11 protein-coding genes and 1 pseudogene are annotated in these 13752 nt (G+C 73.2%); 7 read left to right on the forward strand and 5 right to left on the reverse strand.

The genetic code is table 11. The features are described from left to right. Positions 1 to 65: 65 nt before the first annotated feature. Positions 66 to 923, reverse strand: a complete 858-nt coding sequence (locus CP968_RS05565; protein ID WP_150516926.1) for an aminoacyl--tRNA ligase-related protein — start codon at positions 921 to 923, stop codon at positions 66 to 68. 468 nt (positions 924 to 1391) lie between these two features. Between CP968_RS05565 and CP968_RS05575 the strand changes: the two genes are divergently transcribed. From CP968_RS05575 to CP968_RS05595, 6 genes and pseudogenes are all read left to right on the forward strand, one after another. Then, on the forward strand, positions 1392 to 2516 hold the full coding sequence (locus tag CP968_RS05575) for a phytanoyl-CoA dioxygenase family protein (protein WP_150516928.1): 1125 nt from the start codon (positions 1392 to 1394) through the stop codon (positions 2514 to 2516). Next, positions 2498 to 3793, forward strand: a pseudogene (locus tag CP968_RS34380) (DUF6271 family protein); the annotation flags it as partial. The gene CP968_RS05575 and the pseudogene CP968_RS34380, both read left to right, overlap by 19 nt. Beyond that, complete coding sequence (locus CP968_RS05580; RefSeq protein ID WP_150521741.1) at positions 3767 to 5584, forward strand: condensation domain-containing protein; 1818 nt, start codon at positions 3767 to 3769, stop codon at positions 5582 to 5584. The pseudogene CP968_RS34380 and the gene CP968_RS05580, both read left to right, overlap by 27 nt. Beyond that, a complete protein-coding gene (locus tag CP968_RS05585; RefSeq protein ID WP_150516929.1) occupies positions 5571 to 6842 on the forward strand; it encodes an MFS transporter in 1272 nt (423 codons plus the stop codon). Before CP968_RS05580 ends, CP968_RS05585 begins: the two co-directional genes overlap by 14 nt. A gap of 222 nt (positions 6843 to 7064) precedes the next feature. After that, the gene (gene uppS, locus CP968_RS05590; RefSeq protein WP_268253268.1) at positions 7065 to 7832 is read left to right on the forward strand and encodes a polyprenyl diphosphate synthase; all 768 of its coding nucleotides are present in this window, start codon (positions 7065 to 7067) and stop codon (positions 7830 to 7832) included. Beyond that, positions 7829 to 9274, forward strand: coding sequence for an oxygenase MpaB family protein (locus CP968_RS05595; RefSeq protein WP_229886216.1), 1446 nt, complete (start codon positions 7829 to 7831; stop codon positions 9272 to 9274). Before uppS ends, CP968_RS05595 begins: the two co-directional genes overlap by 4 nt. Before the next feature lie 35 nt (positions 9275 to 9309). On the opposite strand, the gene CP968_RS05600 is transcribed toward CP968_RS05595, so the two are convergent. Then, positions 9310 to 9885: a flavodoxin family protein gene (locus CP968_RS05600; protein WP_150516931.1), complete on the reverse strand. Its 576-nt coding sequence runs from the start codon at positions 9883 to 9885 to the stop codon at positions 9310 to 9312. A gap of 19 nt (positions 9886 to 9904) precedes the next feature. Further along, positions 9905 to 10657 carry a class I SAM-dependent methyltransferase gene (locus CP968_RS05605; RefSeq protein ID WP_229886218.1) on the reverse strand — a complete coding sequence of 251 codons (753 nt, stop codon included), beginning with the start codon at positions 10655 to 10657 and terminating at the stop codon, positions 9905 to 9907. Positions 10658 to 10915: 258 nt separating this feature from the next. Between CP968_RS05605 and CP968_RS05610 the strand changes: the two genes are divergently transcribed. Then, positions 10916 to 11959, forward strand: a complete 1044-nt coding sequence (locus tag CP968_RS05610) for a helix-turn-helix transcriptional regulator (protein WP_167536765.1) — start codon at positions 10916 to 10918, stop codon at positions 11957 to 11959. On the opposite strand, the gene CP968_RS05615 is transcribed toward CP968_RS05610, so the two are convergent. Next, complete coding sequence (locus CP968_RS05615; protein ID WP_150516934.1) at positions 11891 to 12769, reverse strand: thioesterase II family protein; 879 nt, start codon at positions 12767 to 12769, stop codon at positions 11891 to 11893. The two genes, CP968_RS05610 and CP968_RS05615, sit on opposite strands and share 69 nt — an antisense overlap. Next, on the reverse strand, positions 12766 to 13668 hold the full coding sequence (locus CP968_RS05620; protein ID WP_229886265.1) for a 3-oxoacyl-ACP synthase III family protein: 903 nt from the start codon (positions 13666 to 13668) through the stop codon (positions 12766 to 12768). The genes CP968_RS05615 and CP968_RS05620 overlap by 4 nt, the downstream gene beginning before the upstream one ends. Positions 13669 to 13752: the final 84 nt, after the last annotated feature.

Genomic DNA, 13752 nt, shown 5'->3' on the forward strand with positions numbered 1-13752 from the left:
GCTCCTTGTTCGTACCGGGTGGTGGGGCCCCGAGGGGCCGGGGTGCGGCGGGCGGCGGGGCGGGCTCAGGCCCGCGCGTCGCGCAGGACGTCGAGCGCCCGCTCGGGCGTGCCGTGGGCGAGGATCATCGCGTGGACCCAGCGTTCGAGGCCGAAGGCGACGCAGGCGCTGTACACGGGGCCGTGCGAGCCCGCGCGGATGTCCAGGCGCTCGCCGAAGAAGTTGCGGTGCCGGTTCACGGAGGCGATGGCGGTGCCGTCGGGGGCGTTGAACTCGTGCTTGACCGGATCCAGTGCCATCAACCGCGCCCGGGAGCCGCCCTTGTCGTAGAAGGGGTCGTCGGCCACGGCCCGGGTCAGGGTCAGGCCCAGCCGGCCGGCCAGTTCCTGGACGAACGAGGCGCCGCCGTCGAGGTGCTCGACCGAGCCCTCCCGGGTGCCGAGGTAGAGCACCTCGCGCATGTGGAAGCCCCAGAGGCGGCGCAGCCCGTCGTAGTGGGTCTCGTTGCGGAAGCAGCGGCCGGTCGCGGACAGGCGCAGTCCGTCCTCGCCGACGTCCCGGCCCTCCAGGGACATGAGCAGTCCGTAGCAGGTCGCGGACGGCAGCAGGTGGCCGGTGGGCCGCAGGGACAGCTCTCCGGGCGCCTCGCCGGCCGCCAGGCCGTCGAACGCCTCCGGGGCGAACCGCCCGGCCGAGACGCCGAGGTGGGGGAAGTTGCGGAAGTAGTCCAGCCGCGCCAGCGTGTCCGCGGCCAGCAGCGGGGGGCCCATCACCTCGGGGGCGCCCAGCCGTGCGGCCAGACCGGTGAGCAGTCCGTCCAGGCCGTGCAGCAGGGCGGTGTGGACCGGGTCCAGCGTGATCAGGCCCGGACCGGGGTTCTTCAGACCGCCGTCCGGCAGGGCGGTCGTGCCGGGTGTGCTCATGGAATCCGCTTCCTCTGGGCGTGGGTGAACAGTCGTCAAGGGCACGGCGGAATGGGCAGGACGAACCCACTGCGGCGTGATCGCGACGGTGCGACGGCCGTGAATGCGGCAACGGTCGTCGTCGACGCGGCGGGGGGAAAGCGGCTGACGCGCCGTCATGAACCGGAGCTGCGCTACCGGGACACTAAGCCAGTCCCTCCCGTAATGTCTAGACCAAAGCCGACATGTTGATGATCATCGCCGAGTGCCCGCCGCAGGATCGAAACCTGCGTAATGAGCTTATTGAGACGGCACTTGACACCGGCTATGGTCTAAACCAATCCTGCTGACGACCGCTGTTTTCCGGACCCTGCCGCGGCGCAGCCGACCATCCGCGCCGTCCGCCCCCGGCCCTGTGCCGGGGGGCGGTTCCGCACGCCCCGCGCCGGGCGCCGGACCGCCGCCGACCCCCGTTCCTGGAGGGACCCCATGACGACGTCCGCCGCCGACAGCCGTCCGCCCCGACCCCGACCCCGTCTGCACCGGGCGCCGTCCGACCGCCCGTACTTCAGCACGGACGGCGAGTCCTACCTGGCCCAGACCACCCTGCGCGAACTGGAGAAGTCGCGTCCGCTGCGGGTGCTGTCCGAGGAGGACTTCGCGCACTGGCAGACCTACGGGTACGTCATCGTCCGCGAGGCGGTCCCGGCCGCGGTGGCGGGGCAACTGCTCGACTTCACCTGGGAGTTCCAGGGCCTCGACCCGGACCGGCCGGACAGCTGGTACGAGGACCGGCCGTTCCGCTCCGCGCTGGACCGCCAGCTCCACGTCTACGGCTTCGTGGAGGCGTACCACCACCAGCTGCTCTGGGACAACCGCCAGTCACAGCGGGTCTACGACGCCTTCGTCGACGTGTGGGACTGCGAAGAGCTGTGGGTGACCCTGGACCGGCTCAACCTCAACCCGCCCAACGTGAAGAACCGCGACCGGGCCCTCATCGACCCCACGGACCGGGGCTTCGACATCGAGCTGCACTGGGACATCGACACCACGCTCGGCGTCCCGCCGCAGCGGGTGCAGGGCATCATCGCGCTCAACGACACCCGACCGGAGCTGGGCGGGTTCCAGTGCTGCCCCGAGCTGTTCCGGCGCTTCGAGGAGTGGAAGCCCGGGCAGCCGGCCGACCGGGACCCGCTGCGGCCCGACGCCGACCGGGCGGCGTTCCCCGTCGTCCGTCCCGAACTGCACCCCGGCGACCTGCTGATCTGGAACGGCCTGCTCGCCCACGGCGTGGCCCGCAACACCTCGAAGGACGGCGTGCGGGCGGTCCAGTACCTGTCCATGATGCCGGCGCTGGAGGAGCACGAGCGGCTGCGGCGCTCCCGCGTCGACTCCTGGCGCCACCTGCGCACCCCGCGCTGGAACCGCACCCTGGTCGGCGACCCGGTGCTGCACGAGTCGCAGCGCTACCCCACGGCCTCCCTGAACGGGCTCGGCGAGCGGCTCCTCGGCCTCGCCTCCTGGACGGACCGGGGCACGGGCACCGCCGCCGGCGGGGACGCGGCAGCGGCCGGCGGCCAGAGCGGAGAGCCCTCGTGCGCCGTGTCTGCCTGACCCTCCCCACCAACCGCGCCTGCGCCGAGACCATCACCGCGGTCGCCGAGGAGGCCGCGTACGGCGCCCGCCGCTTCGACGCCGAGGTGCACCTGCTGGTCCTGGACTCCTCCGACGCCCCCGTGCTCGCCGAGCACCGCCGGGCCGTGGCCGCCCTGCCCGCGGTCGAGGGCGTGGTCGTCCACCACCTCGACGAAGCCGAGCAGCGGGCCTTCCTGCGGCAGGTGATCACCCGCTCCGGTGCCCCCGAGCCGGACCGGGTGCTCGACCTGATGCTGCCGTCCGGCGTGTCCTACGGAGCCTGCACCAACCGCGCCTTCCTGTTCGCCGAGGCCCTGGGCTGCACGTCGGTGCACCGCCGGGACTCCGACAGCCGCTACCAGTCCCTGGACGGCGAGACGGTCTTCCCCCTCCACCACGAACTCGCCCACCTGGGACGGCCGGCCGCCGACGTGGCGGGGCAGGTGACCAAGAGCCGGCTCGCGCCCGCGTTCGCGCAGCGGCCGGTGGCCATGGTCGGCGCCTCCTTCGTCGGCGAGATGTCCGTGGACGTCGAGGAGATCCGCCGGCTCGACCCGGGCATCTACCACGAGATCATCGGCCTGTCCGTGCCGGCCGGCTACGCGGACCTGTGGCGCGACAACCTCGTCGAGCAGTCCTTCCGCGGCGCAGGGACCACCCCGTTCACCGCGGACCACACCACGCTCACCCACGTCAGCCCGCTGCGCGTGGACATGTGCAACATCGCCTTCGGCAACGAGGTCTACGGCCGGGTACCGCTGCCGCCGGCCACCGACACCATCGGCAGCGACTACTTCCTCGTCCACCTGGTCGACGGAGCCCGGCTGCCCGGCGTGCTGCACAACCGGCACATCGTCAACTACCACACCGGCGAACGCCGCTCCGACAGCGGCTTCCTCGCCTACCAGGTGCGGATCGCGAAGTACCTGCTGGCGACCCGGTACTTCAACGAGGTGTACGCCCGGATGGCCGCGGCCGGCGAGGCGCTGCTCGACGACCGGGGCGGTGTCGACGCCGCCGCCGTGGCCGGGTTCGTCCGGGACGGCGCGCGGCTGGACCGGACCGAGGACGCCGAACGCCTCGACCTCCTCGACCGCTCCTACCGCAAACTGGGCGGCCGCTACACCGCGGTCGCGGACGAGCTCGCCGCGCGCCGCGCCCGGCTCCTGCACGCGGCCCGCGCGGACATGGCGGACTTCGCCCTCCTCGTCGACGTGTGGGAGCGCCTGATGCGGACGAGCGCCGTGACCGGGTTCCCGTACGTCCGGCCGGCCGCGGACCCGTCCGGCCGGCCGTCGGGCACCCGCACCCGCACGCTCACCGTCGCGTACGCGGGCGGCGAGGCCCGCCGGGGTCCCGTCACGATGGGCCAGGCCAACATGATCCGCTGCATCCTGCGGGACGACCCGGCGCACATCAACATCCACGACGTGTGGCCGGTACCCGCGGGAACCACCCTGGACGCGGCGGTCGACGCGCTGCGTACCCTGGTCGTACGGCACGAGGCGCTGCGCACCACCTTCCCCGACGCCTCCGCCGCCGCCGACGGCGAGCAGGTGGTGGCGGCCGAGGGCACGTTCACGGTGACCGTGCTGGACCACGAGGAGCTCCCCCGGGACGCGGCCGGGTACGCCGAGTCGCTGGCCCGGCGGGCCCGCTCCGGCCGCTTCCGGCTGGACCGGGAGTTCCCCCTGCGGACCTCCCTCGTCGCGCGGGACGGCGCCCCCGTCTTCGTCGCCCTGGTGTCCAGCCACGCCGCGGCGGACGGCAGCGCCCTCGCGGTCCTGCGGGAGGAGTGGCTCGCGCTGCTGGACGGCGCGGACCTGCCTCCCCTGACGGGCCTCACCCCGCTGGAACTGGCCGCCGAGGAGGCGGCCCCGGCCGGACTGCGGAAGTCGGAGGCCTCCCTCGCCTACTGGGAGACGATCCTGCGCACCGGCCCGCAGGCCATGTTCGCGGAACCCCGGGCGACCGGCACCGACATCCGGATGCCGCAGCTCACCCTGCGGTCGGCGCGGGGCGGCCGGGCGCTGGGCCGCATCGTGGAACGGACCGGCAGCCTTCCGTCCACCGTGCTGCTGACGGCCTGGTGCGCGCTGGTCGCCCACCGGGCCGGCCAGAGCACGTGCGTCACCGCCGTCCCGACCTCCAACCGGTTCCGCACCCGGCTGGCCCGCTCGGTGACCACCCTGTCCCAGGACGCCCTGCTCGCCCTCGACGTGACGGCCCCGTCCTTCGACGCGCTCCTGCGCAAGACCTGGGGAGCGGCCCTCAACGCCTACCGGCACAGCCGGTTCGACTCGGTCGGCCTGTGGGAGATGATCGGGCGGGTCACCTTCGAGCGGGGCAGCCTGTTCGCGCGCGACGTCGTGTTCAACGACGTGAGCACCCTCGCCTCCACCCCGGCCTCCACCACCCCGCAGGCGGACGACGAGGACGGTCCGGAGCTCTCCTGGGGGCCGGACCAGGTGCTGCCGACCCGCGTCCTGGCCTTCGCCTACCAGACGACGCCCCTGCTCCACCTCGCCCTGTGGGCCGACCCCGCCCTCTTCCCCCGCCAGGAGGCGGAGGGCTTCCTCACCGGTCTCGTGCGCCTCCTGGAGGCTGCTGCCGACGCGGACGTGCCACTCGCGTCGCTCACCGCGGTGACGGGGGTCCGCGCCGTCGAACGCGGGCCGGACTGGGAGCGGGTGGACGGCTCCTGGGTGTCCCCGTCCGCCGTGGCGGGGGCCCTGGGGCGGGCACTGGGCGGCGTGCCCGTGCACGTCGCCGCGGACGTGCCCGACCCGGACGGCGCCGACCCCGACCGCGCCGGGCCGGGCCTCACCGCGTTCATCGCCGCCGCGGACGCCGCGCTGACCCCGGCCGCGGCGCACGCCGCGCTGATGGACGCCCTCCCCGGCCGTCCGGGGGTCCTGGCCCCGCGCCGGTACGTGATCGTCCGGGAACCACCGGCACAGGCCGACCGGAGCGACGCGTGGCTCCGGCAGCAGATCCTCAGCGAAGGGAACGGCCGGGAACGGCGGATGTCACATGACGATGGATGAGGTAACCGTCCCGAAGGACGGCCAGGCGCTCCCCAGCCCGTGGCGGTCGAGCCGGTTCCGGCTGTTCTTCACCGCCCGCAGCACCTCGCTGCTGGCCGACGGCATGCTGATGGTCTCGCTCACGACCGCGGTGCTGGGGGCGGGCTACGGGGCGAGCGGCGTGGGGTACGCGCTGGCCGCGTGGATGACGCCGATCGTGCTGCTGGTGCTCTTCGGCGGCGTGCTGGCCGACCGGTTCACCCCGCAGGTGATGATGGTCGGCGCCGACGTGGTGCGGATGGTGGCCATGTGCGCGCTGGCGGCGCTGCTGGTCGGCGACGACGTGCGGCTGTGGCAGATCATGGCGTTGCTGGCGCTCAGCGGCGCCGCGACCGCGATGTTCCAGCCGGGCCTGGCGAGCATGGTCCCCCGGGTCGCCGAGGACATCCAGCGGGCCAACGCCCTGCTGCGGATATCCGAGGCGATCTGCACCCTGCTCGGCCCCGGCCTGGCCGGCCTCCTGGTGGCGTACTGGAGCGTCGCCGGGTCCTTCCTGGTCATCGCGGCGGCCTACGCCCTCAGCGCGCTGGGCCTGGCCCCGCTGCGCGCGCTCGGCACCGCCCGGGACGACAGCGACGAGCCGATGTCGCGCCGGCTGATCACGGGCTGGCACGAGTTCCGCTCCCGTGCCTGGCTGTGGGGGGTCATCTCCGTCTGGGCCCTCTACGGCCTGTTCGTCTTCGGCCCGGCCCTGCCGCTCGGCGCGGCGCTGCTCACCGAACAGCACGGGGCCAGCGGATACGGCTGGATCGCCTCCGCCGACGGCGCGGGCACGATCATCGGCGGACTCCTCGGCATGCGGGTCCGGCCGCGCCGCCCGCTCGTCGCGGGGGCCTGCGCCATGTTCTTCTTCTCCCTCAACCCGCTCGCGCCCGCCCTGGGCTGGTCCTTCACCGTCACGGCGCTCACCGGCGTCCTGGCCGGCTGCGGCTTCGCGTTCTGGGGCGTCATGTGGGCGACCAGCGTGCAGTCCCACATCCCGCTGAACGTACTGAGCCGCGTCTCCGCCTACGACGTGGCCGGCTCCATCATGGTCATCCCGCTCGGCCGGGCCCTGGCCGGACCGGCGGCCGAGTCCTTCGGAGCCGACCGGGTGCTCCTCTTCTCCTCCGTCGTGGGCGTCCTCGGCATCGGCGTCATGCTCTGCCTGCCCGCCGTCCGCGGGCTGGGCCGGACACCGGAGGCCTCCCCCGGGACGGTCGGCGCCGCGGCCCGGTGAGCCGCACGGCCGCGGCCGGCCCGGTCCACCCGTAGGAGTGAACGGGCGGGAAGGCCCGGGCCGGGCCGGCCGGAGTCCGGCAGTCTGCTCGGTGTCGACCAGGGGCTGCCGCCCACCGGGACGGGCCGTACCGGGCCCGGGAGACCGGGGGGAGCCGGGCACTGGTCGCGCCGGGGCGACGGAAGGCTGCGCGTGCAGGGTGGAGGAGGGGCCGGTGTCCGGCTGCCGTCGCAGGGACGGGCACCGGACGCGGCCGACGGGGGCGGGCGCCGGGAGGTGCCGCGCCACGTCGCGTGCGTGATGGACGGGAACGGCCGGTGGGCGGCGCACCGCTCGCTGCCCCGGACCGCGGGTCACCGTGCGGCCGAGACGACGGTGATCGAGGTCATCGAGGCGGCCCGGTCGGCCGGCGTGCGCTGGCTGAGCCTGTACGCCTTCTCCACGGAGAACTGGGGACGCCCGCGCGGCGAGGTCGACTTCCTCATGCACCTGGTGCGCAGCGTCGTGCGCAAGCACGCGCCGCTGTTGCACGCCCGGGGCATCCGCTGCCGCTTCCTGGGCGTGTCGGACTCCCGGATCCCGGCGCCGCTGGCGCGGGACTTCGAGGACCTGACGACGCTGACCGGGGCCAACCGGGGCATGACCCTGACCGTGGCGTTCGACCACGGGGGCCGCCGGGACATCGTCGAGGCGGCCCGCTCGCTCATCAGGAGCGGGGCTCCGGCCGACGCGCTGACCGAGGAGGCCTTCGCGGCCCACCTCCCCTTCCCCGACACCCCCGACGTGGACCTCGTCATCCGGACCTCCGGGGAGCAGCGCATCTCCAACTTCATGCTGTGGCAGGTCGCCTACGCCGAGTGGATCTTCCCCGAGGTCCTGTGGCCCGACTTCCGCGCGACGCACTTCGTGGAGTGCCTGCACGCCTATCGACAGCGCGACCGCCGGTTCGGCGGCGTCACACCGGCCGTGAACGGAGCACCCGTAGCGTGAACACCACCGATCCCCGACCCGACGTCCCGCCGCTGTTCGGCCCGGGTTCGGAGTTCCACGGCTTCTTCAACGACCCGCGCTGGGCCCTGGCCATGGTCCGGGCCACCGTGCTGGAGGCGGCCCATCCGCAGATCGGCGCCGCGCTGATCGACAACTCCACCTTCGTGGCGCACCCGTGGCGGCGGCTGCACAACACGCTGGTGAGCCTCCGGCGCATGTTCGGCACCGACGACGCGGTGCGGGAACGGGAAGCGGCCCGCCTCAACCGGCTGCACGCGCGCCTGAGCGGCACCGATGCCCGGGACCGGCCGTACGACGCGATGGACCCGCGGGTGCGGGCGTGGGTGGTGGCCACCCTCTTCGAGAGCTCGGTCACCATGTGCCGGCTGAGCGGACAGCCCCTCGACCAGACCACCATGGAGCGCCTGTACGCCGAGTTCCAGGCGTTCCTGGCGGCCCTGGACGACGGGGCGGGCCGCCTTCCGCCCACGCTGCAGGAGTTCTGGCCGTACTACGACCGCGTGGTCGACGAGGAGTTGGAGAACACCGAGGCGCTGCGCATCATCCTCTACAAGCTGTTCGACCACCTGCCCGCACCTGCGGTGCTGGAGGGCATGCCGACCGTGTGGGCCGCCGGCCGGGCCCTGGCGGGGCCGGTCATCGGAGCCGTCACCGTCGCCTCCCTCCCGGAGTCCCTGCGCCGCAAGGCCGGGCTGCCGGACATCCCGGGGGCCCGGACGCTGACGCAGGGCGCCTACCTGACCGTCGGTCTCGCCCGCTTCCTGCCCGAGGGCTGGATCCGGACCGAGGCGCTCGCCGGCCTGCTGACCCTGTCGCCCGACAGCGACGACCCGCGCGCCCGGACGGTCTCGGCGGTCCGCGACGGGATCAAGCGGGCCGCCGCCCTGGTCCGGCTGATCACGCCGATCCCCGCGCAGCCCGGGCCGGCCGGAGCCGCCGCGGGCGGGCGCACGGCCGAGGAGTTCTTCCGAACGGTGCTGGACCAGACCGGCGACGGCCACCTCGACTGGCCCGACCTGGCGGCCATGGCCCGCGAGCTCTCCGGCCGGCTCGACCTGGACGAGCCCGAAGAGACCCGGCTGTACGCCGCGTTCGCCGCGTGGTGGAAGGAGCTCCAGGGGGCACTGGACGCCGACGGCGACGGCCGGGTGAGCGCCGAGGAGTACGCCGCGGCGGCGCCGGGTCTCGCCGGGCCGGCGCTGATCAGGCTCGCGGACGTGCTGTTCGACGCCGCGGACGCCGACGGCGACGGGTCGATCGACGCCGAGGAGTACCGGGCACTGTTCCGCACCGGTTTCCACCGGGACCCGGCCGACGCCGACGGGACGTACGCGCGCGGCGCGTTCGTCAAGGACTTCCTGTCCTTCATGTCGGGCCGTCGGCGGTCGCGGGCGTACGACCCGCTGCTGGCCCAGGCGTGAGCCGGGCCCGGGGGCCCGGGGCCCCCGGGCCGGGTTCAGCCGGGATCGCCGAAGAACCGGGCGGCGCGCCGGAGAACGGCCGGGTCCCCCTCCAGGTCGGCGGGCCGGCCGGCCCGCGTCAGGAGGGCGCCGCCCCAGCGCATGCCGAGGTAGTCGGCGGTCTGCCGGAGCATCCCGGTCAGCGGGTCGGTGTCCCGTGCCTCCCCCCGGGCGTAGGCGGTGACCGCCCACAGCGTCTTGCCGCGCATGCGCTCCCGGAAGCCGACGTCCGGCAGGCCCATCCACAGCGCCCAGTAGTCGAGGTAGAGCTTGGTGGCCGCGGACACGCTGTACCAGTAGAGCGGGGAGGCGACGACGAGGTCCGTGCTCCCCAGCGTCGCGTCCAGCAGCAGCTTCTCGTTGCCCCGGGGTGCGGGGCGCCCGTCGCCCGGCCCGGGTTCGGTGAACTCCGGGAGCGGCAGGTCGTGGAGCCGGAGCCAGGTGCGGCCGGTGTCCGGGCGGAGGCCGCCGGCCGCGTGGCGGGCCAGGGCCTCCGTGTTCCCGCCGCTGCGGGCGCTGCCCAGCACGAAGGTGAAGTTCCGCGTCGCGACGTCGCCGGGCGTGCGCGTCACTGCTGTCCCGCGCACCCCGTCAGCCGTGCGCCGGTACGGGCCCGCCGGCGCGCGCGACGAGCTCGACGTGGCGCTTGGCGTCGCTGAGCAGCTCGTCCGTGTACTTGACCTTGCCGCCGCGGCCGGCGTAGCGCCGGTTCTTGGCGGCGGTGGTGCGGCGCAGCACGGTGATGCTGTTCTGCATGAGCTTCTGGGATTCCAGGAGGTTGACGACCTCCAGCTCGCCGGGGTGGGCGCGCTGGAACTGCTCGATGTAGCGCAGCAGTGCGTCGCCCTCGGGGTAGGTCATCAGGTAGTGCATGACGACCAGGCCGCCGTCCGGGTTGATCAGCTCCCAGAAGTGGTCGAAGAAGTAGAGGCACTCCCAGGCGTCGACCCAGGCGAAGTCGATGGGGGCGAAGTCCTCGGGAAGGCGGTCGAGGGAGTCCCGGAGGTCTGCGTTGACCACGGTGACCCGGTCGTCGAGGCCGAGTTCGGTGAGCACCTCGTGGACCCGGCCGGCGGAGGAGTCCGCGATGGACAGGTTGTCGATGGCCACCAGCCGCGGGCGGTACGGCTCCAGGTGCAGGGCCGGGGAGACGAGCGGCGGGTTCGCGAGCAGCCAGTCGTCGTTGAGCTGCTCCCCGCCGTCGAGGTGGCCGCGGGTTTTGGCGGCCAGCGCCAACGACTCGGCCGCGACGGTTTCCTCGGCTTCGGCGAGCGCGCCGGCGAGAAACGGGGTCGTGTAGCCCATGCCGACTTCGAGTACGCGCTCGGGCCTGAGGAGTTGCACGAGATTCGCGAGAAGCGGACCGACGACTTCCGTACCCATTCCGGGCACACTCAGTCGCGCCACGGCCGTACGGAACTCTGCACTGTGAACGGTATGAGTCATTGCCTACCCTTATTCGTGGATCCGTCTGCGCGGGTGTACGCCACGCGAAGAAATCTGCCGGCGCCGGGCTCGGCCGGGCAGCAGTTAAATCCCCCACAATGATTTCCGCCGGGGGTTGCCACTACAACGCTCCGCCCTAACATGTATGCGCAATGCATGATCATGCTGGAAGGGCAAATGGGATATAACGGGTGCGAAAACGAGATCTGCCGACCTGGACTCTGCGACACCGGCCTCCTGCGCTACCAGGAAGCCGTCACCGCGGGGTCCGTCCCCGCTGAGCCGACCGTCCGCTGCGCCGTGGAGCTCGGGCTCCTCGAACCCGTCCCGGGCGACCCGGAGCGGCTCGCGCCGGTGGTCCCGACCGTCGCCGCCAGCCGGGCGATGGCCCCCATCGAGGAGGAGATCGCGGCCGGACGCCGCAATCTGCAGACCCTCGCCCAGTCCTTCGAGTCGGCGGACGAGGTCTTCCGGGCCGCACGAGCCGGACAGCTGCCCTCCTCCAGCATCCTGCGCGGCGGCGACCTGATCGCCCGGACCATCGACGCGGCGGTCACCGCCTGCCAGTCCGAGCTGCTCACCGCCCAGCCCGGCGGCCGCCGGCCGCCGCAGATCCTGGCGACCGTCGTGCGCCGCAACCTCGAACTGCTGGACCGGGGCGTCGCCCAGCGCACCCTCTATCAGCACGCCGTGTGGACGCACCCGCCCACCGCCGAATACATCAGAAAAGTCGCCGAAGCGGGCGGAAACATAAGAACCGTTGATGAGATGTTCGACCGGCTCATCATCTGCGATCGGAAAGTCGCCTACATACCGACGAGTTCGGAGTACCCGGACGAGGCACTGGAGGTCCGCGACCCGGTGATCGTCTGGTTCCTGGCGAACGTATTCGAGTACACCTGGGCCCGCGGCACACCCGTCGATCCCGGGGTCAGCAAGCGCCCCGAAGCGGTCGTCTCGGAAATCGAGCAGAGCATCGTGAGATTTCTCGTCGCGGGGCACACGGAAGAGAAGATCGCGCGCGGACTCGGCATCAGCCGCCGCACCGTCGCGGAATACATCAGCCGCATTTCCCGTCGGCTCGGCAGCGCCAGCCGGGCCCAGCTCGGCTATCTGATCGCGACCCACGGCTTACTCGGCGACCAGGAGCCGGCCGGCCCCGGCTGTCCGTGCGGACAGGGCGGCTTCCACACCGGCTGAGCGGACCGGCCGGCCGGTGGCGCCGGCGACGTCCCGCGTGATGCGCGCGGCGACTCCGTCCGGATGGTCGAAGAGGTAGAAGTGGCCGCCGGGCCAGGCACAGGCCGTGGTGGCCGCCGTCGTGCGGCCGCTCCAGGGAGCGGTCATGGCGGGGGTGGCCACGGGGTCGTCCGCACCGGTGAAGACGGTGACCGGGCAGGCGAGCGGCGGGCCCGGGTGCTCCCGGTAGGTGTCCACGACGGCGAGGTCCCCCCGCAGCACCCGGACCATCAGGTCCACCACGTCGGGGAAGGCGAGCACCTCCTCGGGGGTGCCGCCCAGTTCGCGCATGAACCCGACCAGCCGTTCCCGCGGCCACAGGTCGCGGCGGTCGTGTCCGGGGCGGTGTCCGGGAGCGGGCGCACCGGACAGGCCGACCCACACGGGCGGCGCCCCCTGCCCGGAGAGCCGGCGGGAGAGCTCGTAGGCGACGAGCGCGCCCATGCTGTGGCCGAACACCGCGTACGGGCCGTCGAGCAGCGGCAGGAGCCGGGGGGCCAGCCAGTCGACCGCCTCCCCCGTCGAACGGCAGCCCCGCTCCCCGGTGGCCATCATCCGGCCGGGGAGGTCGACCGCCAGGACGTCCCAGTCGGCGGGGAACCGGTGGGCGAAGGGTGCGAAGGAGGCCGCCGACCCGCCGGCGTGGTGCAGCAGGACCAGCGTGAAGCCGGCCCGCGGACGGCGCGGCCGGGTCCCGTCGGGCGGGAGCACCGGGGCGAGCCGGGCCCGCAGGTCCTTGGGGCCCGCCGCGGCGGACGCGTCGACGCTCATCGGCCCCGGTACTCCACCGCGGTGACGCCCCAGGTGAACCCCATGCCGCTGCTGGCGAGCAGCAGCAGGTCGCCGGTCTCCAGGCGCTTGTGGTCCGTGAGTTCCCGCAGGGCGATGAGCAGGTCCGATCCGCCCATGTGCCCGAGCCGGTCGTAGCTGAAGACGCTCCGCTCGGCGGGGAGGCCGAGCCGGTCGAGCAGCCGCTCGTGCATGCCCTTGTCCCCCTGGTTGATCAGGAAGTACGAGACGTCGGACAGCGTGCGGCCCAGCGCGGTGAGGACGTCGTCGACGCGGGCCGGGAAGTTCTCCAGGTAGGCGTCGCCGAGCCCTTGGCGGCGGCCGCGGCGGCGCATGAGGACCTGGGAGTCCTCCAGGTCCCCGGAGTAGTAGTCGGCCCAGGACGGGTCGGTGCGCATGGAGGAGGTCAGCACCTCGAAGGCGCAGTCCTCTCGGCCCAGGAGCACCGCGGCCGGTGCGTCGCCGAAGTTGAACAGGGCCTTGGAGTCCGGGTCGGTGTAGTCGACCAGCCGGCTGAGCCGGTCGCCGATGAGGACGAGCGCGTACGGGGCGGCGCCCAGCGCGAGTTCGTTCAGGCCGGTCCGCACGGCGGTCATGCCGGCGTTGCAGAAGTTGGCGACCTCGAAGCAGTGGGCCCGGCCTATGCCCAGTTCACCGGCGACCTTGGCGGCCGGGGACCAGAAGGGCAGGTCCCATTCGCCCGAGCCCGCGTAGATGACGTGGCCGATGTCGTCCGGGGAGACCCCGGTGCGCGCCAGGACGGCGCGGGCCGCCTCGGCGGCCAGTTCCCAGGCCTGTTCGTGTTCTCCCAGGGCGGGGAACTCGGCGGTGTGCGTGACCGCCAGGATGTCGGCGACCGACACCCCGGAGTCGGCGTGCATGTCCTGCACGCGCGCGCGAGAGGAGGGGAAACGGACTTCGAAGTCGACTATGCCACCCACGGTCCCATTCGCTTTCGTCGTTCT

Origin of the sequence: Streptomyces subrutilus (assembly GCF_008704535.1) — a bacterium.
Classification (GTDB): Bacteria; Actinomycetota; Actinomycetes; order Streptomycetales; family Streptomycetaceae; genus Streptomyces; species Streptomyces subrutilus.

Bases quoted from the DNA above. Each gene is read 5' to 3' on its own strand.
- CP968_RS05580 (WP_150521741.1), top strand. From the start codon at position 3,767: ATGCGGACGAGCGCCGTGACCGGGTTCCCGTACGTCCGGCCGGCCGCG.
- CP968_RS05585 (WP_150516929.1), top strand. From the start codon at position 5,571: ATGACGATGGATGAGGTAACCGTCCCGAAGGACGGCCAGGCGCTCCCC.
- CP968_RS05620 (WP_229886265.1), bottom strand. From the start codon at position 13,668: ATGCACGCCGACTCCGGGGTGTCGGTCGCCGACATCCTGGCGGTCACG.
- CP968_RS05615 (WP_150516934.1), bottom strand. From the start codon at position 12,769: ATGAGCGTCGACGCGTCCGCCGCGGCGGGCCCCAAGGACCTGCGGGCC.
- CP968_RS05610 (WP_167536765.1), top strand. From the start codon at position 10,916: ATGATCATGCTGGAAGGGCAAATGGGATATAACGGGTGCGAAAACGAG.
- CP968_RS05565 (WP_150516926.1), bottom strand. From the start codon at position 923: ATGAGCACACCCGGCACGACCGCCCTGCCGGACGGCGGTCTGAAGAAC.
- CP968_RS05575 (WP_150516928.1), top strand. From the start codon at position 1,392: ATGACGACGTCCGCCGCCGACAGCCGTCCGCCCCGACCCCGACCCCGT.